This window comes from Nibrella viscosa, assembly GCF_039541875.1.
Classification (GTDB): Bacteria; Bacteroidota; Bacteroidia; order Cytophagales; family Spirosomataceae; genus Nibrella; species Nibrella viscosa.
Window position 1 is genome coordinate 1 of the sequence record NZ_BAABHB010000009.1, and the last position, 25,897, is coordinate 25,897.

Here is a 25,897-nt window from a genome sequence, read left to right on the forward strand (position 1 = left end):
CAGCTTCCTGAAGGATAGCCAGCTTCTCGTCGGCGGTCCAGGTTTTTCGTTTTTTGCTCATGATTGCTACAAAGTTAAAAGTGATACTTTGTAGAATCTATGTCCAGCTATTTAGGGGGCTAAGACAAAAGCGCTACCGGCTTTATTGTAATCGCCCGCAAATGGACTGCCGGTTTTAGGTCCGCTATGGTTTTACCGGTAATCAGCAATCTACCAAAACCGTAATTCAGGTCAGATCCATTGGTTGCTCCGGTCAGATCGAACCTATAGATGCGCTTGTGTTAAACAGGCAGGCAGTACCGTTTTAGCTTATGCCTTTTAATAGAGAATCGACCCGTTTAAACTGGCATACTTATCAGGATTGCCGATAAAATATTATCTTGTTCGGCACTTTAGCCATACAGTCAATCCACTACTTTTTTTCTATGGACATGCTAGCCGCGCTCCGCCAGTTTCCGGCATTTGCCGCCGTACCGGATGAGCAACTCCAGTGGGTTATTGACCACTCTGAAGAACAAACGTTTGCCGACAATGCCGTTATCCGGATGCCGGGCGACCCCGCCGACCACATGCTGCTGATCCTTGAAGGAAAAATCCGGGTCGACAGTGCCATGGGCAACGCCGGTGATGAACTCATTTTTGAACCGACCACCGTGACGGGTGTCCTGCCGTTTTCACGCCTGAAAAATGCCATCAGCCGCTGGTGCGCCATCGGTAATGTCCGCTGGCTGGCCCTGCACCGCAGTAACCTGCGCGCTATGGTGAAAGAATGCTACGAACTCACTGAGGCTCTGGTACACCAGATGACAACCCGGGTCCGGGACTTTACCCGCCAGACCCAGCAGAACGAAAAACTGGCCTCGCTGGGACGGCTGTCGGCCGGTCTGGCTCACGAACTCAACAACCCCGTGGCGGCTGTAATACGGAGTGCCGATGCGCTGCAGCATCAGATGAAAGCCACGCCGGAACGCTTTAAGGCCGTGCTGGCCGTTCACCTGTCAGAAGCAGAAAGCGAAACCATAAACGAGGTTATGTTCCGGCATCTGGGTCAGAAACCCGCCCCCCTGTCGATGCTGGAACGCAGCAGCCGGGAGGATGAACTGGTAGACTGGCTCGACGACCACAACATACCCGATGCGTTTGAGCTGGCCGAACCGCTGGCCGAGTTCAGCTTCGAAGCCAGTGACCTGGATGATCTGGCTGGTGCCATCAACGAAGAAAGCCTGCCCGCCGTTCTGGGCTGGATTGTCAGTAACCTGGTTACCGAAAAGCTGGTCATCGAAATTGCCGAAGCCTCGCAGCGTATATCAGGGCTGGTAGGAGCCATTAAATCATACTCCCACATGGACCGGGGTTCGGGTAAGGAACCCGTCCGGCTGGCCGAAGGTATCCACAGCACCCTGGCCCTGCTGAACCACAAGCTCAAATCGAAGCATATTGAGGTGGAGGTGAAGCTACCCAATGACCTGCCGGAGATTAATGGCTGGCCCGGTGAACTGAACCAGGTATGGACCAACCTCATCGATAACGCCATTGACGCCATGGCCGACGGCGGCCGCTTGGAAATCAGCAGCGAAAAAGACCGGGAATTTGTGGTCACCCGCGTGGCCGATAACGGCCCCGGCATTCCGCCCGAGATAAAAGATAAAATATTTGACCCCTTCTTTACGACCAAAGGCGTAGGGCAGGGCACCGGCCTGGGCCTCGATATTGTGCAGGGCATTGTTCGCCACCACAACGGTAGCATCAAAGTCAACTCTCAGCCCGGCTGCACCGAATTCTGTGTTTGTATACCTATTTCTTAGTCTGAAGTTTGAGGTTTGCGGTGTGAAGTTGTAGTAGACCTACAGAGCATCTCGTTTTTTTAACTTCAAACCTCAAACTTCAAACCTCAAACTCAAATGAAGCTCCCTATAATCTTCTCTATCGACGATGACCAGCAGGTGCTACAGGCGATCCAGCGTGATCTGCGGCAGCAGTACCGGAAACAGTACCGGATTCTGGCCACCACCTCTACGCAGGAAGCACTGGCATCACTGGCCGAACTCAAAAAGAAAAACGAGGAGGTAGCCCTCTTCCTCTCCGATCAGCGAATGCCCTCTATGTCGGGCGTGGACTTTTTGAACCAGGCCCGACAGATCTATCCCAATGCCAAACGGGCGCTGCTGACGGCGTATTCCGATATTGATGCGGCCGTGCGGGCTATCAATGAGGTACAGCTCGATTATTACATCAGCAAGCCCTGGGACCCACCGGAAGAAAAGCTCTATCCCGTGCTAAACGAACTGCTTGATGACTGGCAGGCGCACCACCGCCCCGGCTTTGAGGGGTTGCGCCTGATCGGCTACCAGTTTTCGCCCCAGTCGCACGACTTGAAGGATTTCCTGGCGGCCAACCTCTTCCCTTACCAGTGGCTCGACATTGAGACTCATTTGCAGGCGCAGGAACTACTGGACCTGCACGGCATTGAGCGAAAAGACCTGCCCGCCGTGGTGCTGGAGGATGGAACGGTACTGGTTCGCCCCACTATTCAGGATCTGGGCGAAAAACTGGGCCTGAAGCCTAAAGCCTCCGAGGGGATCTATGATTTGGCTATTATCGGGGCAGGGCCGGCCGGCCTGGCCGCTGCCGTGTACGGCGGTTCGGAGGGCTTGCGCACCATTCTGATCGACAAACGCGCACCGGGTGGGCAGGCCGGTACCAGTTCGCGCATCGAAAACTACCTGGGCTTTCCGTCGGGGCTGAGCGGATCAGAGCTGGCCCGGCGGGCCATTACGCAGGCGCAGCGCTTCGGCGTGGAGTTTCTGGCCCCGCAGGAGGTGGTCGAAATCAAATCGGCCGGGCAGTACAAACACATCAAAATGTCGGACAACAGCGAGGTCATTGCCAAAAGCATTCTGCTAAGTACCGGCGTCTCTTACCACAAACTCGATAAGCCCGGCCTCGACCAGTTTACCGGGGCCGGGGTATACTATGGCGCGGCCACTACCGAAGCTTATGCCTTTAAAGGCCAGCCGGTGTTTATTGTCGGGGGCGGCAACTCGGCCGGTCAGGGGGCCATGTACCTGTCCCGCTCCGCATCGGAGGTATTCATCGTGATTCGACGGCCCGACCTTTCGGAGTCTATGTCGCAGTACCTCATCGATCAGATTGAGCAGACGCCCAACATCAAAATTCTGCCCTGTACCGAAATCGTAGAAGCGAAGGGCGATACCAAACTGGAGTGCCTGGTCCTGGAGGATATGAATACCAAAGAGCAGCGTACCGTTCCGGCGGCCGCTTTGTTTATCTTCATTGGGGCTAAGCCGTTTACCGACTGGATTCAGATGGATATTATCAAGGACGGAAAGGGCTTTATCGAGACCGGGCGCAGCCTGACCAAATACGATTCGTTTAAACGTACCTGGAAAAAAGAACGGGAGCCGTTCTCGCTGGAGACCTGTAGCGCCGGTATTTTTGCGGCCGGCGATGTGCGGGCAGGAGCCATGAACCGCGTAGCTTCCGCCGTGGGCGAAGGGGCTATGGCGGTGAGCTTTGTGCATAAATACCTGGCTGAGACATAAACCTTACCCCTCTACATCATGTTAAAGCGAAATGGATGTGACCACCTGAGGGCCTTGACAGACGTCAGGCTTTCAGACGCTCATGTTTGCGAAGAATGCATCAAGACGGGAGACCGCTGGTTGCACCTGCGTACCTGCCAGACCTGCGGAGTAACGCTCTGCTGCGATTCGTCGCCCAACCAGCATGCTACGCGGCATTTTCTGGCTACCGGCCATCCGGTTATCGCATCGGCAGAGCCGGGCGAACGCTGGCTCTGGTGCTTTGTCGATGAGCAGGTAGTGCCTTATTAAGCTGTATGATACTTGAAAAAAGACCAGTTGTCGTTGTTTTAGCGGATCGGTACCGACGGGTTCGGGCCCACTCCGAAACCATTTGCCGGGGGTTGGAAACGGAAGATTATGTGGTTCAGCCCATCATCGACGTGAGCCCGCCCAAATGGCACCTGGGTCATACAACCTGGTTTTGGGAAACGTTTGTGCTGGTGCCTTACCTGCCTGACTACCGGATCTTTCACGACGATTTCAGCTTTGTTTTCAACAGCTACTACGAAACGGTTGGCCGGCGGGTCTTTCGGGCCGACAGGGGCAATATGACCCGCCCGACCGTGGCCGAGGTGTACCGCTACCGGGCGTATGTAGATGAACATCTGAACCGCTTCTTTGAGCAGGTGGAACTGACCCCCGACTTGCAGGCCCTGATCGATTTAGGGTTGAACCACGAGCAGCAGCATCAGGAGCTGCTCATCACCGACATCAAATACATTCTGGGCCACAATCCTCTGTTCCCAGCCGTTGATATGCCAATTGATGAACGAATGCCGGATCGGCCGGGGCAGCCTGTCACGCTGGCGGAAGGAGTGTATACTATTGGTTTTCGGTATTCAGATTCTTCCAGCTTTTGTTTCGATAATGAACTGGGGGCCCATAAGGTGTACCTCAACGAGACTACGCTGGCCGGGCAGTTGGTTACCAACGGCGAGTACCTGGCATTTATGGAGGCCGGTGGCTATACTAATTTTAAATACTGGCTGTCTGACGGCTGGACGTGGGTGAATGCGCAGCAGAAACAGGCCCCGCTGTACTGGCATAAAGTTGATGGTCAATGGCATTACTATACATTTGACGGGCTGAAGCCCGTTGATACCGACCTGCCGGTCTGCCACGTCAGCCAGTACGAAGCCGACGCGTACGCCCGCTGGCGTGGCCTGCGCTTACCCACTGAATTTGAATGGGAGGCTGCCGCAGGTTCCTTACACTGGGGTTTGCGCTGGGAGTGGACCAACTCGGCATACCTGCCGTATCCCGGCTTTACAACGGCTGAAGGAGCCGTAGGCGAATACAATGGTAAATTCATGAGCGGACAGATGGTGCTGCGCGGAGCTTCGGTGGCTACGCCGGAAGGACACGCCCGCCCGACGTACCGCAACTTTTTCCAACCTGATAAACAATGGCAGTACAAAGGAATCCGGCTGGTGCTTCGGTAAACAGTAGACGGTCCTCCGCAATCAGTACTCAGTCGGCAGACAGTGCGGTGCAGGAGCAGACCGATGCGCGGGAGGCTTTGGCAGAGGAGGTTCGCACCGGACTGGTGAAAACACCAAAGCGGCTGTCGTCGCGGTTCTTTTACGATGCCGAGGGTAGCCGGCTGTTTCAGGAGATCATGCATACGCCGGAGTATTATCTGACCCGCTCGGAGTATGAAATCCTCGACACCAGCAAAGATGACCTGCTACAGTTGTTTGCTGCCGATAACCGGCCGTTCGATCTGGTAGAACTTGGGGCTGGTGATGGCCTGAAAACCAAAATCCTGCTGAGTTATTTTCAGGAGAAAGAAGCAAACTTCACCTACGTCCCTATCGATATTTCTCAATCAGCCCTGGATGGTTTAACAGCCGACATTCGGCGGCAGTGGCCTGATCTGCGGGTTGAGCCGCAACACGACGATTACTTCAACGCGCTTGATCAGCTTTCGGCCGGGTCCGATGCCAGTAAAAATCACCCCCGGCTGGTTGTTTTGTTCTTAGGCTCAAACATTGGCAACTTCTCCCGGCAAGAGACCAACGATTTCTACAGCCAGATTTACAGCCGCCTACGACCCGGCGATCAGGTGCTGACCGGTTTTGATCTGCAAAAACACCCGGCCATCATCCACGCGGCCTACAACGACCGGCAGGGACTCACCAAAGCCTTTAACCTGAATCTGCTCCGGCGCATCAACCACGACCTCGACGCCAACTTCGACTTGTCGGCCTTCGACCACTACGAGATGTACAATCCCGAAAATGGCGAAGCCCGCAGCTACCTCGTCAGCCAGAAAGACCAGACGGTGGTTATCCCGGCGCTGGATATGGAAGTTCCCTTCCGCTACGGCGAAGTCATCCACACCGAAATATCCCGCAAGTTTACCCGCACCGACATTGAGCAACTGGCAAAAGCTACCGGCTTTGCGGTAACCGGCTGGTTTACCGACTGCAAAGGGTATTTTGTGGATGTCGTTTTTGAGAAGTAACAGACTACGCTTCCATTTTGACTTTTCATTCCCTCCTACCTTCTCCTTATCTCCTTTTTTCTACCCTTCATCCTTTTCTCTGTCATTCCCGGCACTTTCTGTAAAATATTTTCTTTCTCTCTGCGACTATACCTCTGAGAGGCAGGCTATTCCTGCCTCTAAATCAGATGACTACCGCAGCAACCAACATACACGCTCAAGTCTATACGCCCGAAGAGCAGGATCAGCAGATCGGCGATGTGGTGCGTCGGGAGCGAAGCCGGCTGCGGGATTTCATCCGTCGGCGGATGCCGGACCCCGACGCAGCGGAAGACGTCCTGCAGGACGTTTTTTTTGAACTGACGGAAGCCTACCGCCTGACCAAACCCATTGAACGAGTAGCGTCCTGGCTGTTTGCCGTGGCCCGCAACAAGATCAACGACTGGTACCGGCGACCCAAAACGCTATCGCTCGATCAGCCCCTTCCGACATCGACGGATGAACCCGACGAAAGCCTGCTGCTGACCGATTGGCTGGCCTTAGCCTCGGGCGGACCGGAAGAGGAACTGTGGCGCGAAACGTTTCTGGACGCTCTGGCCGACGCCTTGGCCGAATTGCCGGCCGATCAGCGGGAAATCTTTGTCCGTCACGAGCTGGAGGGAGAGTCGTTTAAGGCGATTGCGGCCGATCTGGGTGTGCCGGTCAATACCCTGCTGTCACGCAAGCACTATGCCGTAGTACACCTCCGGGAGCAGCTACGGGATTTGTATGAGGAGGGGTTGATTGGCTAAATAGTTAAACGGTTAACTGGTTCATTGATTTACTGATGAATTAGTGAAGCCGATGCTCCTCAACTAACCAACCACTCAACCAATGAACTAATTAACCAATCAACCACTCAACCAATATGGAAACAATGTGGATTTTAAAAGGAGCAGGCTTTATAGCCTTGGGCATTGCCCTGGTTTTGCTGGTAACGTATGTGCTGATGCGGCTCTGGAACGGGCTGGTGCCGCAACTGTTTAATGGCCCACGGCTGCGGTTCTTACAGGCGCTTGGCTTGTTGTTTCTGACACGGCTGCTGTTTGGCGGCTTTGGCGGATACCGTGGATATGGCTGGCGCGGCTATGACGGATACAACAAACAATCGTACTTCCACCGGCATCACCAAACGCCACCGACAAAGCACAATACGGACACGACGGCCGTTTACCGTCAATAGTGACACTACAACGTAACAAACAACAAAAATGAGACGATTCTGGATACGACGGAGCCTGCGGTTCTTCGCCTTCGCCCTGCTTTTTGTCACCCTAGCCGGCTTTGCCGTCATGGGGTTGTGGAATACTTTGTTACCCGCCATTCTGGGTGTATCGGCCATCACCTTCTGGCAGGCCTTAGGGCTGCTGGTGCTATCCCGTATTCTGTTCGGCGGCTTTGGCCGAGGGGGCTGGGGAGGTGCTATGCGAAACGGTTACTGGCGGCAGCGCATGGCCGAGCGTATGGAGAAGATGACACCCGAGCAGCGCGAACAAATGCGACAGCAATGGGCCGACCGCTGCGGCCGCGGCCACTACGGTCGCCAGGCTCAACCGGAAACGGATGAACCGAAAACGACGGCAATTTAATGGTTTGAGGTTTGACGTTAAAGCGAAGCAGACATACCAAGCTCTGTTTTAACTTCAAACCTCAAACCTCAAACGCCCTACTGCTTATCCCACCACACCCGGCTGTCGAGGTTATCGGGTCCCTGCCGCGTGATGGCTTCTCGTACATTCGCCTGGTTCACGGAAATTTCAGAATCCGGATACGTCAGGCGGTTAATAAAGTTACCCTTTATCTCTTTACCAGGGTACGGATTCGGGGTTAGCTTTGGGAAGCCGCTGCGCCGGAAATTGGCAAACGATTCCGGAAAGTTCAGGAACGAGGCTATCCAGTACTGCGTGTTAATCTGCTCCAGACCCCGTGCCGGATCATACGGGTTTTTCTGTAAGTACTCGGTGATAGCGGCAGCGGGTACGGCGGCACTTTCGTACTCAGCCAATTGCTGCATATGCGCCCGTACGCCTTCCGTATAATATTCGGCCGCGCTACCGGTAATCCAGCCCCGCTGAGCCGCTTCGGCCAGTAGGAGTTGGGTCTGAGCGTATGTCACAAAATAAACCGGAGCGTCGAGCCGGCCCATCCGGGTCCGATCCAACTGCGAGTAGTCGTAAAAACTCGCCAGATTGTCGGCCGTAGCGCGGGCCGGAATGGTGCCGTTGTCGAAGCCAAGCGGCATGCCAATCTGCACAGCCGGGTCGCGATTAAGACGGGCAGCGGTTTGCTCCGCACCACTCTTGGCACCGACGTAACGGGCCGCAATAGAGGCCAGTCGCGGATCGGAGGTTGACTTCAGGTAATTAACAAAGTTGGCCGTGAGGTAATAGTTGGCGGCTTCGGTCGAGTTTAGAGTGCCCCCCACCGGATTCTGGAAATTGGCATTGCTCCGAATAACGGCATTATCGGCATTGTTCCGCATCAGGCCACCCGGTGCCGATGCAGCTTTCTTTACCGTGGCCTCCGCCAGGGCCGGGTTCACTTTCACCAGCCGCATACCGGCTCTCAGCAGCAGCGAATTAGCCAGCCGCTTCCACTTGTCGATACTGCCTCCGTATAAAACTTCGCCGGCTTCGGTGGGTTTGGTTGCATCCAGAGCGGTACCTGCTTCGGTCAATTCTTTAATTAAATCTTCGTAGATACTCTGCTGGGTGTCGTACTTGGGCGTAATGTTATTGCTTAAATAGCCCAGTCCGGCTTCGCGGTAGGGAATATCGCCGTAGGTATCCGTCAGCACCATAAATGTATAGGCTTTCCAGATCCGGGCCATATTATACAGATTGACACGGGTCTGATCATCCTTGGTTTTTGCCATCACGTCGACCAGGTGCCGGATCACGGTCCGATAATAGCGCTGCCACAGACCCGCGTTGGGCCCGCTGGGTCCGCGGTTGTCTACGTTGAAGTTTCCGCCCGCCAATACACCGGAGTTGGGCGAAAAGATTTGCTGCACAATAGCGCCTTCAAAAACCAGCGTTGACCCCGGAAATGTAGTCGTTATCAACGCATTGTTGAAGGTAAAGACCGGATTAAGTGCAGTGGCTGCGGTCGGGTTGATATTCAGTTCGTCAAACCCTTTGTCGCAACTGCTCAGGCAACTGAGCAACGCAAACAGACCGAGAGTTAAAGTTATTTTTTTCATAAATGGATGAATGCTTTTTGACAATTAGAATCGGATGTTCAGGTTGATACCGGTGCTGCGGGTAGTCGGCAGACCCGTCGACTCCAGACCTACGAGGTTATCCGAGCTGAAACCAAACTGCTCCGGATCAATATTGGGTACCCACTTCTTCAGGATGGCTACGTTGTTGGACACCGCGCTTAACCGAGCTCCTTTGATGAAGAAGTTGCGGGGCAGGAACCGGGTGAAATCGTAGCTGAGTGTAATCTGACGGAGTTTCCAGTAGCCGGCGTCGTAAATCACCTGCTCACCCAGGCTTCTGGAGCGGCCAACCGAGTAGTAGTCCTGTACAAATGCCCGAACGCCGTTAGTCTCGCCTTTTTCGTTGACACCCACACCCACCATTTTGTTGTCTGCTTCACCCCGTCCGATCAGGCTTTCTTTATGCAAACCGTGGCGGAACACGTTCAGGTTGGTACCCGAAATCATCTTACCTCCCAGCTTGAAGTCGATCAGGACCGACAGGCTGACACCCCGGTACGTAAATGAATTGGTTATACCGCCAACGTATTTAGGCAGAGCCGACCCAAACGAAATGGGTGCGGGTGTCCGGTTTGGTAGTCCACTGCCGTCGTGAATAATGCGGCCCTGGGCATCACGGGCATAACCGAAGGTGTATAGCTGAGCCAGCGGCATGCCCACCACGTGGCGAAGTTCACCCACGTAAATACCATCACCCACTTTGATTTGTTCACCCGGCGTGTCGGTTAGCAACCGTAACAGTTTTGTCTCATTATAAGAGCCATTCAGCGTAACGTCCCACTGGAAGTTTGTCAGTTGAATCGGGGTCAGGTTCAGCAATAACTCAATACCCCGGTTCCGGCTCTGGCCGCTGTTGATCAGTGTATTGGTATACCCTGACGCATCCGATGTCTGCGCGGCCACAATCTGGTCGCTGGTAATCTTGTTATACAAGGCCAGGTCGAGCCCTACCCGCCGGTTAAACATCCGCAACTCCAGACCTACTTCGGTTTCGGCCGTCCGGCTGGGTTTCAGGTTCGCATTTGGAACGGTACCGGACGAAATCGAACCCACGGGCTGGCCCTGGCCGGCCGGGTTGGGGAAGAGGTTCGCGCCCACGTTGTAGAACAGGTTGTTGGAGTAAGGACCTACGTCACCGTCGCTACCAACTTCGGCATAGGCGGCCCGCAGTTTTCCAAAGTTCAGCCAGGCCGGTAGGGCATCAAAGGCCTGTGAGAACACAAAGCTACCCGTCACCGATGGGTACAGGATACTCCGGTTAGCGGGCGATAAGGTTGAGAACCAGTCGTTCCGTGCGGTTACGCCTATGAACAGATAATCGTTAAACGAAAACTCGGCGGCTCCGTATAGTGAATTTACTTTCCGCTCGCTCAGGCTGTAGAAGGGATCCTTTACCCGGCCGTTCTGCGGGGTATAGAGGCCCCGAACAATAAAATCGGTGGCTTGCACGCTGTTCAGGTCGCTCCGACGATACAGTTGGTTGCCGCCCAGGGTCAGGTCGATGCCAAACTTACCAAAGGTTCGGTTTGCACCAATCAGGAAGTCGGTATTCAGCTCGCGGAATCGCCGGGCGTCCTGCACGTAAGCACCGTTGACAAAACCGGCCGGGGCCGCTGCCAGCGAGGCCTGCCCCGTCGGGAAGTTATAATCCTGATCCCGCGCCCAGAAATCCTGCCCAACCCGGCCCTGCAAATACAGCCAGTCGGTAAAGTTGTAGCGGGCCGTCAGGTTACCAAACAGGCGGTCGCGCCGGATGTTCTCAAACTTCTGGCTCAGCACGAAATACGGGTTGGTGCGGTTCTGAAAACGTGAATAGATAAATTCATTACCGGTGGCCGGGTTGATCTGATTTGCTTCCAGCACATCCAGCGGCATGGAGTTCGCCAGCGTATAGATTACGGTCGGCGTGCTGTTGTCCTGCTGGGCAATCTGGGGCGGGTTGCGGTTATACTCGTTGGAGTAGTTCATTGTACCCGACACATTCAGTTTCGGCGAAATATTGTAGCTGAAACCCAGGTTTATGGTTTTCCGGTTGAAGGTGTTGTTACGGACAATGCCTTTGTTATCGGTATTGGACACCGACAGATTGAACCCACCCCTGTCACTGCCCGACGATACGGCTACGGAATTGGTCCAGGTCGAACCGGTGCGGTAGAATTTAGTAATGCGGTTACGCACCGGCTCGTACGGTACGGTTACCCCGCCGAAGAGCACCTGCGTCATCCCCGGCTGGAACCGCTCACCGAAACTCCAGACACCCGAGGTTGGGTTGGCAGCCGTAGGCCGTACGCCGTACTCACCCTGCCCGTATTCGTACTGGAAGTCGGTGAAGTCCAGCGGCTGGTCCACAGTGAAGTTCGTATTGTACACCACGCCAATACCCTGACCGGCTCCTCTGGTTTTGGTGGTGATCATAATTACGCCGTCTTTGGCCCGTGAACCGTAGAGCGCTGCGGCCGTGCCGCCTTTCAGCACGGTCATCCCTTCAATATCATCCGGGTTGATCGACGACAGACCATCACCACCGTCGGAGTAGTTGCGGTCGCGGTTCCCGACGGAGTTATCGCTGCCGGCATTTCCGTTGTTCTGGCCAAAGTTGGTATTATCAATAGGTACGCCATTGACAACAATGAGCGGGTTATTCTGACCGGAGAACGACGACTGGCCCCGAATCCGGATCTTGCTGGTACCGGCCGCACCTGTACCCAGGCTGGAGATGTTTACCCCGGCAATTTTGCCCTGTAGGGCATTCACAAAGTTGACCGTCCGGTTGGTAGTAATCTGCTCCGGGTTGACATTGGCCGTAGCATAGCCAAGTTTTTTGGCTTCTTTCCGAATACCCAGGGCGGTTACTACAACCTCATCGATGCTCTGGGAGCCTTCTTCCAGGGTAATATTAAATTGGATCAGGTTGCCAACAGGCAGCTCGCGGGTGGCAAAACCAATTGAGCTGATCACTAGCGTAGCATTAGGAGCCACATTCAGGGAAAAATTTCCGTTGGCGTCAGATGTAGTGCCCAGTTGAGTGCTTTTGACCACGATGTTAGCCCCTGGAATGGGTTGCTGATCTTTTCCGGATAGAATTCTTCCGGTGATCCGTCGTTCCTGTGCCTGGGCCCCCGCCAGCAGCGTAAAGCCAAGCAGAAGCGTTAGCACGAAGCTAATAAGGGTAGAATTACGCATAATAGGTTGTAGGTTTATAAAGGAATTAAATAAAAACAGAAATACGCTCAAGGCATTCGGAACCAATATTACTTATTCTTTAGGACTAATCAAGGCTTATTTTGATTATTTTTAGGCATAACTTCAACTTTATCCCCTTAATATACCACATCAGAATAGTAGAATAAAAAAATCTGATCAACATTAGAAACAACTGCCCGGTTTACACGTCTAAAGATCTAGAGAGACTCTCTTACGAACATAGTATACTAATAACATTAGGCAAAGGCCAGCGGGAATTCACCGGAATCTGCTAACTTCCACCAATTTTCCGCTTTTCCTTTGTCTCTATGAAGACTATACCACAAACAGTATGGCCAAACTTATTATCGTTGATGACGAAAAGAGCATCCGGTGTGCATTACGCGACATTCTGGAGTATGAGGGGTACGAGGTAGACGAGGCCAAAGATGGGGAGGAAGGACTGGACATGATTATGAAATCCAGTTACGATGTGGCACTCTGCGATGTTAAAATGCCTAAACTGAACGGCCTCGACCTGCTGCTAAAAGTAGGCGAAGCCGGGAAAGAAACGCAGTTTGTCATGATTTCGGCTTTTGGCAATGTAGAAAACGCCGTAGAGGCTACCAAGCGTGGTGCCTTCGATTTTGTAACCAAACCCCCCGATCTGAACCGGCTCCTGGGGGCCGTGCGTAATGCCCTCGACCGGTCTAAATCCATACAGCAGACCCGGCTTATAAAAACCAAGCCTTTAAATAATAGTGAAATCATCGGGCAGTCTCCGTTGATAGTCCGGTTACGGGATGCAATTTCGCGGGTAGCGGTAACGGAAGCCCGAATCCTGATTACCGGCCCGAACGGGTCCGGTAAGGAGTTGGTAGCGAAGCAGGTTCACGAGCAGAGTAGTCGAAGCGCTATGCCGCTGATCGAAGTAAACTGTGCCGCCATACCGGGCGAACTGATCGAAAGCGAGCTGTTCGGCCACGAAAAAGGAGCGTTTACCGGCGCTACCGGTCGGCGCATCGGCAAATTCGAACAAGCCAACGGAGGCACGCTGTTCCTCGACGAAATTGGTGATATGAGCTTATCGGCACAGGCCAAAGTGCTGCGTGCCCTACAAGAGAGCAAGATAACGCGGGTTGGGGGCGACAAAGACATCAAAATCAACGTACGGGTAATTGCGGCTACCAACAAGGACCTACGGAAAGAAATTCAGAACGGCAATTTCCGCGAGGATCTGTACCACCGGTTGAGTGTAATTGTGCTGTCGGTGCCTTCCCTGGCCGAACGACGGGACGATATTCCGCTGCTGGTCAATAAGTTTTTGAGTGACTTGGCCGTTGCGTATGGCACGCCAACGATCCGGATGGAGAAAGTGGCCGTTGATCAACTCAAAAAGCTGCCCTGGACCGGCAACGTGCGCGAACTGCACAATGTAATTGAGCGACTGATGATTATGTGTGGCGATAAAATAACCCTGGATGACGTCTTATTTTACACAAATTTAGGCCTTTAAACGACCATCAGATTACACCCCCTTACATCTGAATTATCAAACCGCCCAACCACCCGGAAGCCTGATACGGAGTGGTTGGGTGTCTTGTTTTCCGGGCCGGCATACTGCCCAAGATCCTGCGTTTCGATAAACGCGCAGGAGTCCAGATTCGCCAGATCTACCACATTGATCCCTCCCGTACGACGGCCGCCGGCACCCGGTGCATAGAGGTGAAACGGGTCGTTTATATCGCGTAGCAACACGCGCAACGTAGCCGGGTTATGGAAAATGCCGGCACCGGGCGAATACGCCTGCGACAGCAGTTCTGTCATACCGTACTCTGAATGAATGACTTTCAGGCCCAGTCGCTGCAGCAGAATCTCGTGTACCTCTTCGCGCAGTAGCTCCTGCCGCCGACCTTTCATTCCTCCGGTTTCCATCACGACCAGGTTGGGGTGCCGGCCGGCAAAGCTAAGGTCCCGATCCGACTCGGCCCAGTCGAGCAGACCAAACGTAACCCCAATCAGCAACACCTTACGGCCGTCGGGATGCTCGGTCAGGTAGCGCAGCCGTTCTGTCAGGGCATCCAGGTCGTTGAGGTAAAAGTTTGACTGGCGGGAACCCGTACGCTCCATAAATCGCTGAACCATATACACAAGTGACGAGTTATTTCGTTCAAGATACGACGGCAGCAACGCCAGGATGTGGCAGCGATCGAGCGGCCCGTAGACCTGTTCAAAGATGCGCCGGCTAACCTGCTCATACAGATCCGGATCAGCCAGATAATGCCGGCTGGTCAGACTGCCCGTGGTACCACTGCTGATAAAGGTGTGCGCTGCCGGTATATTGCCGGTACGTACCGCCTGACTTTTGAAAAAGCTGATCGGCAAAAACGGAATCTGGTGCAGGGCCGACACCGCATCTGGCCGGACAGATAAATGGCTGATAAAAGACCGGTAAATAGGGTTATAAGCAGCCTGGTAGCGGAAAACAGCCAGAGCCAGGGACTCAAAATCGGTGGCAGAGGTATCTGCCTGTAATTGGTTAAGCACCCGCTGGCGTAAAGACCAACGAAGGTTTTTTGCTTCGGCAGGAAAATGAACAGACGTTTGCAAGCAAAAAATTGATAATTTGTTCCTACTTTACGAATACAACACCATGCAACGGCAAGTAATTCAACATAGTGTATTTCTCCTGGGACTGGCCCTGCTGGTTTCGGCCTGTTTCAACGAACCCAACTACAGCGACACACCGGAAATATCGTTCAAACAGGTTTCAAAATTTACACTGGCCGCCGGTGGGGGGGTAGGCCAGGCCCGGCGGGATTCCGTCATTGTCACCATCGGCTTTCAGGATGGTGCCGGTGACCTGGGCGAAGATGTCCGCGATACCGCCCGCATTAATCGGACTTTTAGGAACGAGACCTGGGGCAATTACGAAATCACCACTTTTCAGTTAGTAAACGGCAGATATGAAGTGTTGCCGCTGGCAGTTAACAACAAGCTATTTTTTCCCCGCCTAACCCGCGAGGGTCAGCGCGGAGCTATAGAAGGCACCCTGGATTTCAGCCAGATTTTTGCGTATCAGCGCGACTTCAGAATGGTACCGGTCAAATTCCGCATTCGCATTCGGGACCGGGGCATGCGGGTCAGCAACTATGCCGAAACCGACACCATACAGGTGCCCCTCAGCGGACGATAATAAACCGACATCTGGTCAGAACAGCCCTCTTGTGTAAACGGGAGGGCTTTTTTCAGGCCTGATGCAGCACAATCCGGAAGGTAGTGCCTTTGCCCGGCTCCGAGTGTTTGACAAACAACCGGCCGTTGTGGTACTCTTCGACAATGCGTTTGGCTAGCGTTAGCCCCAGACCCCACCCTCGTTTTTTGGTGCTATACCCCGGTGTAAATACCTTTTGCAGGCCCGACTTGGGAATACCCTTTCCGGTATCGCTGATGTCGATGGCTACCTCCTGATTCGGCAGCGGCAGCACGTTGAGCCGCAATTCCCCTACTCCACTCATGGCGTCGACGGCATTCTTGCAGATGTTCTCGATTACCCACTCAAACAGCAGCCGGTTAATGCGTACCATCTGACTGGCCGATACCTGGCTGTTTACACTCATGCGCACTTTGGTCGAAATGCGCTTTTCCAGATAGCCGGCAAACTGGCAGATGACCTCCGTCAGATTTTCTTCCTTCAGCGTGGGCACCGAGCCGATGCTGGAGAACCGGCCTGTAATGGTCGTCAGCCGCTGGATGTCCTTCTCCATCTCATCGGTAATGCCGGCGTCGTACTGATCCGGGTCAGAGCGCATGTATTCGATCCAGGCCATCAAGGACGAAATTGGGGTACCCAACTGGTGGGCTGTCTCTTTGGCCAGCCCCACCCACACGCGGTTCTGCTCAGCCCGCCGGGCCGAACTGAACGCCAGATACGCCAGCACCCCCAGCGCCGTCAAAATAACCAGCAGGATGTACGGAAAATATTTGAGCTGCTTCAGCAGCATGGAGTTGCTGTAATAGATGAGGCCCCGCTCGCCTTCGCCCACTTCAACCACAATAGGGAGGTGCTCCTGCCGCATCTCCACCACCTTCTGCTTCAGAAACAGCCGCTTCTCTTCGCCCGACAGTTTAGCCGGAATATCAATGTTATTCTGGTAAATCGGCTCCAGGTTTTCGTTCACGTAAATAACCGGCACATTACTATTGCTGTTCACCGAAATGATTTCCTGCACCACAAACGTTACATCCTCATTATAATCGGTTTTCTGCACGTATTCCATCGCCTTGCCGTACAATTGTACGTACCGCTGCTCCCGCTCCTCCAATTTGGTAATCAGCCGGTTGGTATACAGCAAAGATCCTGTACCAACCAAGAGCAGGTTAAGCGCAACAATTATCTTTAAAATATTATTTTGGCTATAGATATCAAATGATTTCAGCATATTGTCGGAAACTCGGCCGGTATGTATACTAACGAAGTACTCACTATCGAACGTCTGTCCCGAAAATATTGTTCATTTACAGAAAATAGGACGGAAACCGGATACTAAATTGTTGTTTAAATCTATTCTAAATAGTAATATACTGCATAATCTTGTTTTTCATCCGGAATTTGTGCATTAATTTTGTGATTACTTGTGATTCGTAGGTATGTTCGACAGCTTTAAATCAATTAGCCTTTCCCACAAAACAGCACCGCTGTCTATTCGGGAGCTAATTGCACTTAACGAAGAAGAAGCCAAAAGGCTCATGCACCGGCTGCGCGACTTTTTCGGCCTTACGGACCTTTTGATTATATCGACCTGCAACCGGACGGAGATTTACTATACCTCCGCTCAGGACCTCAATACGGAGGTTACCCGGCTGTTATTAATCGAAAAGGGCCTGACCGATACCGACAGCTACCTGCCCTATTTTCAGTTTTTCGCCGTGCACGAGGAGGCAGTCCGCCACCTGTTTGAGGTGTGTGTTGGTTTGCACTCACAGGTGGTAGGCGATATGCAGATTCCCAACCAGGTGAAGCAGGCCTACCAGTGGTCGGCAGACCTGGATCTGGCTGGGCCCTTTTTGCACCGGCTGATGCACACCGTTTTCTTTACCAACAAGCGCGTAGCGCAGGAAACCTCTTTCCGCGATGGAGCCGCGTCATCGTCGTATGCCGCCGTTGAACTCATCGACGAACTGGTTGGTCATAACGCCAACCCGGCCGTGCTGGTTGTTGGTCTGGGAGAGATTGGGACTGACGTTTGTAAAAACTTAGCCGACCGCGATCTGTCGCGTATTACGCTGATTAACCGCACCCGGTCTAAGGCCGAAGCCCTGGCGAATAAACATGGTTTTTCCGTGGCTGATTTTGATAGCCTGACCGACGAAATTCGGAAAGCCGATGTAATTATCTGCTCTGTGCTGCGCGATGAGCCGCTGATTACCCCTGCTTTGCTGCACGACCTAAACGTGCTTACGTATAAATACTTCATTGACTTGTCGGTACCCCGTAGCGTCGATACAGCAGTGGAGCAGATTCCGGGCGTACTGGTATACAACATCGACCACATCCGGAACCGCGCCGATGAAGCATTGAACCGCCGGATGGCCGCTATTCCGCAGGTCGAAGCCATTATCTCACAGTCGGTCGTAGATTTTGGCGACTGGTCGAAGGAGATGGTGGTATCGCCGACCATCAATAAGCTGAAGAATGCGCTGGAGCAGATCCGGAAAGAGGAGATTGCCCGGCACATGAAACATCTGTCGGCCGACGAAACCGAGAAGATTGATAAAATTACGAGGGGTATCATGCAGAAGGTGATTAAGCTGCCGGTGCTGCAACTGAAAGCCGCCTGCAAGCGAGGGGAAGCCGAAACGCTGATCGACGTCCTAAACGACCTGTTTAATCTGGAGCAACAGCCGGCCTACGACCCCAACCGGACTTACTAAGCCTATGATAAATGCTACGCAAATCCCGAGCCTGCCGGTTCGGGATTTTTGTTTTAAGACAGGTATGAAAAATAGGTTAGGCTTTTCGTTATATACCTAAACAGCTGCCGTCTGCATGATTCGCTTAACAAACGCTTTACTCCGCCTGTTTCTGGTTTTGCTGCTGGTAGTTGGTCTTATAACCCTTTGGGAGCAGGTTCGGCAACAGGGCTGGTTGGGCCGGTTTACCCGTGAAGACAAAACGGTACAGCGCATTGTATTAAAAGAGGTGACCGAACTGGGCAAACTGGAACTGGTGAAGTATACCTTTAAAGACATTGTAGAACACGAACAGATAAAAGACTGGCTTCCCAATGCGCAGGCGATTCTGATTGTAGAAGGAGAAGCTGTGGGTTGTGTAGACCTGAGACAGGTAAAGGCATCCGATATTCGGCCGGCCGGAGACAGCCTGGTGGTATGGCTGCCCCAGCCGGAACTGTGTACCTGGAAAATAAACCATGACCGCTCACGGGTGTATACCACCCGGTTCGCCTTTCTGGACGAAACGCAGCTTGTTGATGCGGCCTACCAGCGAGCCGAGCGGCAAATCCGGCAATCGGCGCTGAGCAGCGGTATTCTGGAGCAAACGCGGCAAAACGCCGATAAGATGCTCCAGCCACTGCTGGAGCAGGTAGCCGGCAAAAAAGTAGTGATCCGGTATCAACCACCGGCAGGGCCGGCCCACACCCTGCAGTAGTGTCTTTGGGTAAGTTTTTGACTCAGGGCTAAACCGGAACCTTACGTTTTGCGTACTATGCCTAATATACCCATTTCAACCGGGCTAATATGAATACTCAGACGATTACGAAAGGCAGTTTACTCATCGCTGAACCTTACCTCGGCGATCCTAATTTTGAGCGCAGTGTCGTACTGATTTGCGAACACAGCCCCGAAAGCTCCTTCGGGCTGGTGCTCAATCAAATTACCAACCTGACCCTGAGCGATGTACTGGAAGATGTTTACGCCGAATTGCCCCTCCATGTGGGTGGCCCGGTTCAGCAAAATACGTTACACTATGTCCACCGCCGTCCCGACCTGATCGATAATTCGATTCGGGTACAGGATGGTCTATACTGGAGTGGCGATTTTGAGCAGGTAAAGCAAGCCGTGAACCTGGGAACCCTGACGGAAAGTGATATTCGTTTTTTTGTGGGCTATTCCGGCTGGAGCGGTGGACAACTGGACGGCGAGTTATCTGAAAAAGCCTGGTTTGTTGCCCAAACGGATGCTGATTTTTTGTTTGATACCCCGGCCGATCAGTTCTGGCGGGGCATTTTGAAGCGGATGGGCGGGGAGTATAAAGCTATCTCCAACTACCCGGTCGACCCCCGGCTGAATTAAGATTTGGGTAGCATTACACTTTTTGCCAATTTTGTCCCGGCCCGGCAACCAGGTCAGCCGGTGCCGTAACGTTTAGGCTTATTTCTGATTAGCAGGAAGGTGGTTAGCGCTGCCTTCTTTTCTTTATGTATGTGTAGAAATCGACTGGTTTATGTTCTGTTCCTGTGTGCCCTCCCCCTGCTGACGCAGGCGCAGAGTGATTACGCTCCCGGCCATTTTGGTATCAAAGTGGGGCCGGCGCTTACGCGAACATCGGTGTCGGGCATTACCCCGAATATTCCCAAGAATAAGATTGATTTTCAGTTTGGGGCCATATATCAGTTGCGGCTAAACCGGTTTGTGCTGCAACCGGAGGTACTGTATGCCGTAAAAGGCGGTACGTTTCAGGTCACCCGCATTGGCAGTACAACGCGGGAAACCATCCGGAACAACTACAACTACATGAGTGTGCCGCTGCTGGTTGGCTGGATTCCTACGCCGGGTATTATTCTGCAGGCGGGTCCTGAGTTTAGTTACGCCTTAAATACTCCGGATACCAACGGCCCCGGTAGCCGCAACGACCTGGGTATTGTGGTGGGCGCCCATTACGACTTTCTGGATATGCTGGAAAAATTCAGCTTACAGGTCCGGTATATTCACGGGCTGAACGACGTGTCGGGTAATCCGCTGGCGACCTACCGCAACCGGGCACTGCAAGTGGCGATTGTGTACAACCTTTACCGGATGAAAAAGTAGCCGCCATGCTCTCCGACTTCGGCGTTATTCTGCTGTTCATTATTGCTGCGCTGATTTTTTTTGTGCTGATTATGTTTGTCAGCCGGCTCCTTAGGCCTAACCGACCAAACATGGAGAAGCTAAGCACCTACGAATCGGGCGAAGAGCCGGTGGGTAACGCAAGTGTGCAGTTCAACATCCGGTTCTACGTGATCGCCATTATTTTTGTGCTGTTCGAGGTAGAGCTGGTGTTTCTGTTTCCGTGGGCAACCGTGTTTGGGCAGGCTACACTTATCAACGAAACCAACGGCCTATGGGGCTGGTTTGCCCTGACAGAAGCCGTTCTGTTTGTGCTGCTGCTGACGCTTGGGCTGGCATACGCCTGGGCCAAAGGGTATCTCGACTGGGTAAGACCCCAACCTAAAATTCCGGAGATCCAGACGCCTGTACCAACGAGTTTGTATGACCGGGTGAATGAGAAATATAGATAACAGCAAAGATGAATTCCCCGACAAATCAACAGAAAACCGGTGATGCGGGCTTTATGCTGCTCAGTTCAGAGGAGTTGCTGAACTGGTCGCGGGAGTCGTCGCTCTGGCCGATGAGCTTCGGGCTGGCCTGCTGCGCCATTGAGATGATGCAGACGTTTGCAGCCAATTACGACCTCGAGCGGTTCGGTATTTTTCCGCGACCCTCACCCCGGCAGTCCGACATCATGATTGTCTCCGGAACGGTAACCTACAAGATGGCCGATCGCATCCGGCGGCTGTACGAACAAATGCCCGAGCCGCGTTACGTAATCTCAATGGGCTCCTGTGCCAACTGCGGTGGTCCTTACTGGCAGCACGGTTATCATGTGGTAAAGGGCGTTGATAAAATCATACCGGTAGACGTATACGTTCCGGGTTGCCCACCCCGTCCGGAAGCCCTGATTGATGGCTTTATCAAGCTTCAGGAGAAAATCCGGCGGGAGAAGCCCCTGACAGGTAAGGCTCTGCTGGAAGCGCAGAAGGATTCGGATGCTTCCAGTCCGGAGTTCCACTCCAGTTCTGAAGCCGCTGACATGCAAACCGCCATCGTAGATACGCGTAGTAACCCGAATGCGACTCCATTTGGTGAATGATGACTTTTGATGATATAAGGACGCTACTGGACAAGCAATTTTCGGGTTCTGTGCTGTCGGCCAATACCCAAAATCCCCAGCCCTACCTGGTGGTATCAGCCGAACATATTGCCGATATCTGCCGGTTTTTGAAGCAGGATGAACGGCTGTTCTTCGACCTCTTAGCCTGTATTTCCGCCATTGACAATGGTCCGGCAGCCGCCGGAGCGCCGGTCGGCACCATGGAAGTTGTGTATAACCTCACCTCTATTCCCTACGGCCATAACCTGATGATAAAGGTTGTGGTGGAGCGTAATACGGACGAGGAGCCACTGCCAACCATACCGAGTGTCAGCCACATCTGGCGCACGGCCGACTGGCACGAGCGCGAGGCTTTTGACCTGATAGGTATCCGGTTTACCGGCCACCCCGACCTCCGGCGCATTCTGATGCCCACCGACTGGGAAGGCCACCCCCTCCGCCGGGATTACAAAGACCCGGAGCGTTACCACGGCATCCGCACCCAGCAACCACTCGATCCGCCGGGCGTCGGCCACGAACTGCCGAAGTAGCAAAAACCAACCAAAGCAGCGAAGTTTAGGTTTAGTCTCTATATTCGCCGGTATCTTTTAATCCGATACACCCATGCGCCTTCTTCGCTGCGCTTTGCTAAACACGCTCCTGTTGCTTTCACCGGCTCTCCTGGCCCAGACGGATTCGGTGACGGTAACCGGCCGCATCCGCAATCTGACTCCGCAGCTATACCGCCGGTCGCCCCAGGTGCTGATTACCCGGACCAACATTCTTCAGGCCAGTCAGGAAATAGCCCATCCGGCTCCGTTAGATGCCGAAGGCCGTTTTCAGGTCAAAGTACCCCTGATTTACCCCCTGGAAGAGTTAAGTTTTAACTTTAGCAACATCACCACCGGTTTTCTGGCGGCACCCGGTACGCTGAGCATCGACTTAAATGCCGACTCATTGTATGTAGCGGAAGCGCCGTTTCGCTTTGGGGGCGTAAACGCCCAGGTGAATCAGCAATATGCCCGCTACCGGGCCTATGAAGCCAAAAACCGGAAGAAGCCCGATGGTGAACGATTAGCGCGTCAGACAACTGGCCGGACGGCGGCCAGTGCATACCGTTACCTGGTTGATACGTTTACCGAAACATTTCGGGCCTTTGCAGCCAGTCAGACCGTTTTACCGCTGCTGAGCCGCTGGATTACCGCAATTGCCCGCTACGATGCAGCCCGGTTTCAATACGAGCAGGCCATGGCCGAAGGCACCGACTTACCGGCTGCGCTGAACGATACCCTCCGTCCGGCCGACGACCGGCTGCTGACCGTTGCCCGCGCTACGGCTATGGAACGCTTCAGCCAGTATACTGTTCAGGGTATGTCGCTGCTTTCGGCGGGTCAAACCAACCGTAGTTTACCCGTACCGACGCTGGTTGACATGGTTGAACGCTACGGAAAGAATCTGTCGGAAACGGATCGGCAGCGGCTACGGGCCATTCAGGCGGCCGGGGTCATCAGGCAGTCGGATCTGCGGTTTGTAAAAGGACTGATGGAGCAAAATGCCGATCTGTTTCAGCGTCTGATCAATTATGAAGTTCTGCTTGGCCAGGGACAAACCCGCTATGATACGCCCTCGCTCGATTACCTGCGGGGCTACACACTAGTAAGTGCCTTACCTACCCTGCCCCTGACCAACGCCCAGTTACTTTACCGGCATATTCGTTCCCAGATCAAAGACCCTTATATCGGCACCTCACTGACCGATGTGTATAACCGGGAGACCAAAGATAGCCTGCTGATGCAGGAAGCCGCCGGCCGGCTCGCTACCGGCGATTCCCTGAGCGGTCTGAACGAGATTGCTTCGGGTATTTTTGCTACCCGTAACCGGACTGCCTCGGGCTCCCAGCTTCTGGGCACACTGCTAAAGAACAATGCCGGCCGGATCGTGTATGCGCTGGTGTGGTCACCTATGGCGGAAGAAAGCCGGCAAACCGCCCTGGCCGCCCAGCGCCTGCGAGATGCGTTTAGCCCGCGAGAACTGGCGCTGCTATACATTGCCGCCCCCGATGTCGACCCCACTGTATGGCAGGAATACATAGTTAAAAACAACCTGAAAGGCGACCACCTCTACCTATCAGCCGAACAGTGGAACGAAGGTATTTCACAGCTCGGCAACAGTTATATCTCGGTGTTTGACCGGGCCGGAAAGTTGCAAAAACGCAGCGCCATTGCGCCCCAGGAATTTGACAAACTGGTGCCCCAGTTAAAAAAGCTGCTATAGCTGGTATTATATACGGGCAAACAGAAAAATGTGCGTTAGCGGGCCGCTTTCAGCGTCATGGTGGCTTTCAGCGCCGTACGACCGTCGACGGGCAGTACATCGAACCGGATGATCAACGTATCAGACGTGCTCTCCAGCACCTTCCACTGAACGGTATCGTCGATACGCTTGAGGTCAACCACGCTGATTACGTGGGTATCTAAATCATAAATCCAGTGGCCCGTCAGTTCTTTGGCGGGTTCATCCTCCCGGCAGTGGAGCGTACCTTTGTCGGTAATCAGGTTACTATTGGCTTCAAAAATCAGGGCATCGTCTCTGGTGCAGGCGTCCAGAAAGGAAGCAAGCTCGGTATCAGGCCGGCCATCCCCATTAAAATCAACGGGATTATCGAGTTTTATCGATTGAATTTTCCAGGCTTTGCTAACAAAAGAAGGGGCCACCGTAGTGGTTCTGAAAGCGGGCATGCCGAAGAGAAAACCCAGGCCGAGGAACCAGGTTAGCAGGTACGGAAAGCGTTTCATCGTGTATTTGTTGTGGTTGTTTGTGAATAAAAGCGAAACGGCATTTCTGCCGACCGCCATTTGTTACCTCAAAACTGGCTCACAATCCGGCTCTTCTCAACCAGGGAGCCCCCCGAGTGCCGGAAACAGTCTATGAACTGGCAAAATAGATAGGTCAATCGAAAAAAAGCCGCCGGCGCAGACACCCCCCGAGAGGTATCCGCACCGGCGGCTACAGGAACGGCAATGGCCGGCTGCTACTTCATATACGTACCAAAGACATAGTCCCAGATTGGCGACGATACGCCATAGTTCCGGTGGTGGTCTTTGTAATGGTGTACACTGTGGTTAATCCATAGCCATTTAAAGAAATTCTTGGGGGGCGCGTAGGCATGAACTATATAGTGCACAAGCAGATACCCGGAATATCCTACCAGAAAACCCGGATAAAAAGCGTAGGCAGCTTCGCCCATCAGCGTGGTAAAAAGCGCGAAAAACACCACCCAGATGATCACTCCCAACGCAGGCGGTAATGCCAGCCGGCTTTTGTCTTTGGGGTACTCATGGTGAACGCCATGAAACGTGTACTGAATCTTAGCCCGTCGGGGAGTAGTTGGATTCAGGTGATACAGGTAGCGATGGAGCACGTACTCAAACAGGCTAAAAACAAACAGCCCCGTAACAAATAAGGCGGTAATGATATAAGGCGACAGCTCGGTATACGTAAATGCATACCACATCAGCACCACGGCCGATACCATCCACATGGATATAGGTACCGCAATGTGCGTACGGGAAAGTGCCTCCAGAACCGGATTGTCAAACAACGGGCGGGTACCGCTATTCTTCGGCTTTGCATGACCAGGCTTGCCCTGGGCCGACTTCACTTTTTCAGCTTCTCCTTGCATACTGTTGAATCGTTCGGTGATTGGTGCGAAAATAGTGGATTTTAAAATACATTCAGATGTTTACAGCCGGCGATTAGTATATGAAACATACAAATGAACTACAGTTCAAATGGATATAAACCTGTGGATGAACCAACTTGTTACGTTTTACCGGCTACCAGCTGGTCTTCTATTTTCTACCGGGCCGCTTCCAGATTTGCCAATGGCAACTTGGGCTTAATTATCAGCCGCAAAGACTGATCGTAGCTGAAGTATCCCCACATCCGGTTTATCAGAATCAGCAAACGATTCTTTACACCGATAATGTTAACCAGTTGCACAAACAACCAGGTCAGCCAGGCAAAATACCCCTGAAACTTAGCCTTAGGCAAATCGACCACGGCCAGCCCCCGATCCACAGTAGCCATCGTGCCCAAATCGCGGAAGCGAAAGGTTTCCAGCGGCTCTCCTTTCACCAGCCTGATGAGGTTCTCAGCCAGATGCTTGCCCTGCTGAATGGCGGGTTGGGCCGTTTGGGGATGCCCGTTCGGCCAGGCGTCTTCAGGCATCAGGGCTACATCGTCAATGG

General features: G+C 53.3%; 25 protein-coding genes. 18 read left to right on the forward strand and 7 right to left on the reverse strand.

The features are described 5' to 3' along the window. Nucleotides 1-425: 425 nt before the first annotated feature. The 8 genes from ABD931_RS19425 to ABD931_RS19460 all read left to right on the forward strand — a co-directional run bounded on the left by ABD931_RS19425 (nt 426) and on the right by ABD931_RS19460 (nt 7,679). Nucleotides 426-1,805, forward strand: coding sequence for an ATP-binding protein (locus ABD931_RS19425; protein ID WP_345269561.1), 1,380 nt, complete (start codon nt 426-428; stop codon nt 1,803-1,805). A 96-nt stretch (nt 1,806-1,901) separates the two neighbouring features. After that, a complete protein-coding gene (locus tag ABD931_RS19430; RefSeq protein ID WP_345269562.1) occupies nt 1,902-3,563 on the forward strand; it encodes an NAD(P)/FAD-dependent oxidoreductase in 1,662 nt (553 codons plus the stop codon). Nucleotides 3,564-3,581: 18 nt separating this feature from the next. Further along, nucleotides 3,582-3,854, forward strand: a complete 273-nt coding sequence (locus ABD931_RS19435; RefSeq protein WP_345269563.1) for a UBP-type zinc finger domain-containing protein — start codon at nt 3,582-3,584, stop codon at nt 3,852-3,854. Nucleotides 3,855-3,859: 5 nt separating this feature from the next. Further along, on the forward strand, nt 3,860-5,047 hold the full coding sequence (gene egtB / locus ABD931_RS19440; RefSeq protein WP_345269564.1) for an ergothioneine biosynthesis protein EgtB: 1,188 nt from the start codon (nt 3,860-3,862) through the stop codon (nt 5,045-5,047). Further along, nucleotides 5,011-6,072, forward strand: coding sequence for an L-histidine N(alpha)-methyltransferase (egtD, locus tag ABD931_RS19445; RefSeq protein WP_345269565.1), 1,062 nt, complete (start codon nt 5,011-5,013; stop codon nt 6,070-6,072). Before egtB ends, egtD begins: the two co-directional genes overlap by 37 nt. 167 nt (nt 6,073-6,239) lie before the next feature. After that, nucleotides 6,240-6,842: an RNA polymerase sigma factor gene (locus ABD931_RS19450; protein ID WP_345269566.1), complete on the forward strand. Its 603-nt coding sequence runs from the start codon at nt 6,240-6,242 to the stop codon at nt 6,840-6,842. Between the two features lie 116 nt (nt 6,843-6,958). Continuing rightward, nucleotides 6,959-7,273, forward strand: coding sequence for a hypothetical protein (locus ABD931_RS19455; protein ID WP_345269567.1), 315 nt, complete (start codon nt 6,959-6,961; stop codon nt 7,271-7,273). 28 nt (nt 7,274-7,301) lie between these two features. Next, on the forward strand, nt 7,302-7,679 hold the full coding sequence (locus tag ABD931_RS19460; protein WP_345269568.1) for a hypothetical protein: 378 nt from the start codon (nt 7,302-7,304) through the stop codon (nt 7,677-7,679). Nucleotides 7,680-7,756: 77 nt separating this feature from the next. On the opposite strand, the gene ABD931_RS19465 is transcribed toward ABD931_RS19460, so the two are convergent. Together ABD931_RS19465 and ABD931_RS19470 are read right to left on the reverse strand one after the other, a co-directional pair. Then, nucleotides 7,757-9,292 (reverse strand): SusD/RagB family nutrient-binding outer membrane lipoprotein, encoded by a 1,536-nt coding sequence (locus tag ABD931_RS19465; protein ID WP_345269569.1) that lies wholly within the window; start codon nt 9,290-9,292, stop codon nt 7,757-7,759. Between the two features lie 24 nt (nt 9,293-9,316). Beyond that, nucleotides 9,317-12,496 (reverse strand): SusC/RagA family TonB-linked outer membrane protein, encoded by a 3,180-nt coding sequence (locus ABD931_RS19470; RefSeq protein ID WP_345269570.1) that lies wholly within the window; start codon nt 12,494-12,496, stop codon nt 9,317-9,319. Nucleotides 12,497-12,848: 352 nt separating this feature from the next. Here ABD931_RS19470 and ABD931_RS19475 point away from each other — a divergent pair, with 352 nt between their 5' ends. After that, nucleotides 12,849-14,012: a sigma-54-dependent transcriptional regulator gene (locus ABD931_RS19475; protein WP_345269571.1), complete on the forward strand. Its 1,164-nt coding sequence runs from the start codon at nt 12,849-12,851 to the stop codon at nt 14,010-14,012. On the opposite strand, the gene ABD931_RS19480 is transcribed toward ABD931_RS19475, so the two are convergent. Next, the gene (locus ABD931_RS19480; protein WP_370469336.1) at nt 14,009-15,106 is read right to left on the reverse strand and encodes a LuxE/PaaK family acyltransferase; all 1,098 of its coding nucleotides are present in this window, start codon (nt 15,104-15,106) and stop codon (nt 14,009-14,011) included. The genes ABD931_RS19475 and ABD931_RS19480 overlap by 4 nt on opposite strands. A 43-nt stretch (nt 15,107-15,149) precedes the next feature. Here ABD931_RS19480 and ABD931_RS19485 point away from each other — a divergent pair, with 43 nt between their 5' ends. Then, the gene (locus ABD931_RS19485) at nt 15,150-15,692 is read left to right on the forward strand and encodes a hypothetical protein (RefSeq protein ID WP_345269572.1); all 543 of its coding nucleotides are present in this window, start codon (nt 15,150-15,152) and stop codon (nt 15,690-15,692) included. Nucleotides 15,693-15,744: 52 nt separating this feature from the next. Here the strand turns inward: ABD931_RS19485 and ABD931_RS19490 are convergent, their stop codons facing one another. Then, the gene (locus ABD931_RS19490) at nt 15,745-16,938 is read right to left on the reverse strand and encodes a sensor histidine kinase (RefSeq protein ID WP_345269573.1); all 1,194 of its coding nucleotides are present in this window, start codon (nt 16,936-16,938) and stop codon (nt 15,745-15,747) included. Nucleotides 16,939-17,146: 208 nt separating this feature from the next. Here ABD931_RS19490 and hemA point away from each other — a divergent pair, with 208 nt between their 5' ends. From hemA to ABD931_RS19530, 8 genes are all read left to right on the forward strand, one after another. After that, on the forward strand, nt 17,147-18,430 hold the full coding sequence (gene hemA, locus ABD931_RS19495) for a glutamyl-tRNA reductase (protein WP_345269574.1): 1,284 nt from the start codon (nt 17,147-17,149) through the stop codon (nt 18,428-18,430). A 115-nt stretch (nt 18,431-18,545) separates the two neighbouring features. Next, a complete protein-coding gene (locus ABD931_RS19500) occupies nt 18,546-19,166 on the forward strand; it encodes a DUF4230 domain-containing protein (RefSeq protein ID WP_345269575.1) in 621 nt (206 codons plus the stop codon). A gap of 89 nt (nt 19,167-19,255) precedes the next feature. Then, nucleotides 19,256-19,810 carry a YqgE/AlgH family protein gene (locus ABD931_RS19505; protein ID WP_345269576.1) on the forward strand — a complete coding sequence of 185 codons (555 nt, stop codon included), beginning with the start codon at nt 19,256-19,258 and terminating at the stop codon, nt 19,808-19,810. A gap of 129 nt (nt 19,811-19,939) precedes the next feature. Further along, on the forward strand, nt 19,940-20,545 hold the full coding sequence (locus ABD931_RS19510; RefSeq protein ID WP_345269577.1) for a porin family protein: 606 nt from the start codon (nt 19,940-19,942) through the stop codon (nt 20,543-20,545). 5 nt (nt 20,546-20,550) lie between these two features. Further along, nucleotides 20,551-21,015 carry an NADH-quinone oxidoreductase subunit A gene (locus ABD931_RS19515; protein WP_345269579.1) on the forward strand — a complete coding sequence of 155 codons (465 nt, stop codon included), beginning with the start codon at nt 20,551-20,553 and terminating at the stop codon, nt 21,013-21,015. Between the two features lie 8 nt (nt 21,016-21,023). Beyond that, complete coding sequence (locus ABD931_RS19520; protein ID WP_345269580.1) at nt 21,024-21,647, forward strand: NADH-quinone oxidoreductase subunit B; 624 nt, start codon at nt 21,024-21,026, stop codon at nt 21,645-21,647. Further along, a complete protein-coding gene (locus tag ABD931_RS19525; protein WP_345269777.1) occupies nt 21,647-22,198 on the forward strand; it encodes an NADH-quinone oxidoreductase subunit C in 552 nt (183 codons plus the stop codon). The genes ABD931_RS19520 and ABD931_RS19525 overlap by 1 nt, the downstream gene beginning before the upstream one ends. Before the next feature lie 73 nt (nt 22,199-22,271). Then, nucleotides 22,272-23,921: a hypothetical protein gene (locus ABD931_RS19530; RefSeq protein ID WP_345269581.1), complete on the forward strand. Its 1,650-nt coding sequence runs from the start codon at nt 22,272-22,274 to the stop codon at nt 23,919-23,921. A gap of 35 nt (nt 23,922-23,956) precedes the next feature. On the opposite strand, the gene ABD931_RS19535 is transcribed toward ABD931_RS19530, so the two are convergent. The 3 genes from ABD931_RS19535 to ABD931_RS19545 all read right to left on the reverse strand — a co-directional run bounded on the left by ABD931_RS19535 (nt 23,957) and on the right by ABD931_RS19545 (nt 25,877). After that, complete coding sequence (locus ABD931_RS19535) at nt 23,957-24,442, reverse strand: hypothetical protein (protein ID WP_345269582.1); 486 nt, start codon at nt 24,440-24,442, stop codon at nt 23,957-23,959. A gap of 236 nt (nt 24,443-24,678) precedes the next feature. Beyond that, on the reverse strand, nt 24,679-25,329 hold the full coding sequence (locus tag ABD931_RS19540) for a sterol desaturase family protein (RefSeq protein WP_345269583.1): 651 nt from the start codon (nt 25,327-25,329) through the stop codon (nt 24,679-24,681). Nucleotides 25,330-25,505: 176 nt separating this feature from the next. Next, nucleotides 25,506-25,877: an NAD(P)/FAD-dependent oxidoreductase gene (locus ABD931_RS19545; protein ID WP_345269584.1), complete on the reverse strand. Its 372-nt coding sequence runs from the start codon at nt 25,875-25,877 to the stop codon at nt 25,506-25,508. Nucleotides 25,878-25,897: the final 20 nt, after the last annotated feature.

Coding starts and splice junctions, on each gene's coding strand:
- ABD931_RS19425 (WP_345269561.1), top strand. CDS start 426: ATGGACATGCTAGCCGCGCTCCGCCAGTTTCCGGCATTTGCCGCCGTA.
- ABD931_RS19525 (WP_345269777.1), top strand. CDS start 21,647: ATGACTTTTGATGATATAAGGACGCTACTGGACAAGCAATTTTCGGGT.
- ABD931_RS19545 (WP_345269584.1), bottom strand. CDS start 25,877: ATGCCTGAAGACGCCTGGCCGAACGGGCATCCCCAAACGGCCCAACCC.
- ABD931_RS19520 (WP_345269580.1), top strand. CDS start 21,024: ATGAATTCCCCGACAAATCAACAGAAAACCGGTGATGCGGGCTTTATG.
- ABD931_RS19475 (WP_345269571.1), top strand. CDS start 12,849: ATGGCCAAACTTATTATCGTTGATGACGAAAAGAGCATCCGGTGTGCA.
- ABD931_RS19490 (WP_345269573.1), bottom strand. CDS start 16,938: ATGCTGAAATCATTTGATATCTATAGCCAAAATAATATTTTAAAGATA.
- ABD931_RS19505 (WP_345269576.1), top strand. CDS start 19,256: ATGAATACTCAGACGATTACGAAAGGCAGTTTACTCATCGCTGAACCT.
- ABD931_RS19515 (WP_345269579.1), top strand. CDS start 20,551: ATGCTCTCCGACTTCGGCGTTATTCTGCTGTTCATTATTGCTGCGCTG.
- ABD931_RS19510 (WP_345269577.1), top strand. CDS start 19,940: ATGTGTAGAAATCGACTGGTTTATGTTCTGTTCCTGTGTGCCCTCCCC.
- ABD931_RS19450 (WP_345269566.1), top strand. CDS start 6,240: ATGACTACCGCAGCAACCAACATACACGCTCAAGTCTATACGCCCGAA.
- egtD (WP_345269565.1), top strand. CDS start 5,011: ATGGCAGTACAAAGGAATCCGGCTGGTGCTTCGGTAAACAGTAGACGG.
- ABD931_RS19540 (WP_345269583.1), bottom strand. CDS start 25,329: ATGCAAGGAGAAGCTGAAAAAGTGAAGTCGGCCCAGGGCAAGCCTGGT.
- ABD931_RS19485 (WP_345269572.1), top strand. CDS start 15,150: ATGCAACGGCAAGTAATTCAACATAGTGTATTTCTCCTGGGACTGGCC.
- ABD931_RS19430 (WP_345269562.1), top strand. CDS start 1,902: ATGAAGCTCCCTATAATCTTCTCTATCGACGATGACCAGCAGGTGCTA.
- ABD931_RS19460 (WP_345269568.1), top strand. CDS start 7,302: ATGAGACGATTCTGGATACGACGGAGCCTGCGGTTCTTCGCCTTCGCC.
- ABD931_RS19470 (WP_345269570.1), bottom strand. CDS start 12,496: ATGCGTAATTCTACCCTTATTAGCTTCGTGCTAACGCTTCTGCTTGGC.
- ABD931_RS19455 (WP_345269567.1), top strand. CDS start 6,959: ATGGAAACAATGTGGATTTTAAAAGGAGCAGGCTTTATAGCCTTGGGC.
- ABD931_RS19435 (WP_345269563.1), top strand. CDS start 3,582: ATGTTAAAGCGAAATGGATGTGACCACCTGAGGGCCTTGACAGACGTC.
- egtB (WP_345269564.1), top strand. CDS start 3,860: ATGATACTTGAAAAAAGACCAGTTGTCGTTGTTTTAGCGGATCGGTAC.
- ABD931_RS19465 (WP_345269569.1), bottom strand. CDS start 9,292: ATGAAAAAAATAACTTTAACTCTCGGTCTGTTTGCGTTGCTCAGTTGC.
- ABD931_RS19530 (WP_345269581.1), top strand. CDS start 22,272: ATGCGCCTTCTTCGCTGCGCTTTGCTAAACACGCTCCTGTTGCTTTCA.
- hemA (WP_345269574.1), top strand. CDS start 17,147: ATGTTCGACAGCTTTAAATCAATTAGCCTTTCCCACAAAACAGCACCG.
- ABD931_RS19535 (WP_345269582.1), bottom strand. CDS start 24,442: ATGAAACGCTTTCCGTACCTGCTAACCTGGTTCCTCGGCCTGGGTTTT.
- ABD931_RS19500 (WP_345269575.1), top strand. CDS start 18,546: ATGATTCGCTTAACAAACGCTTTACTCCGCCTGTTTCTGGTTTTGCTG.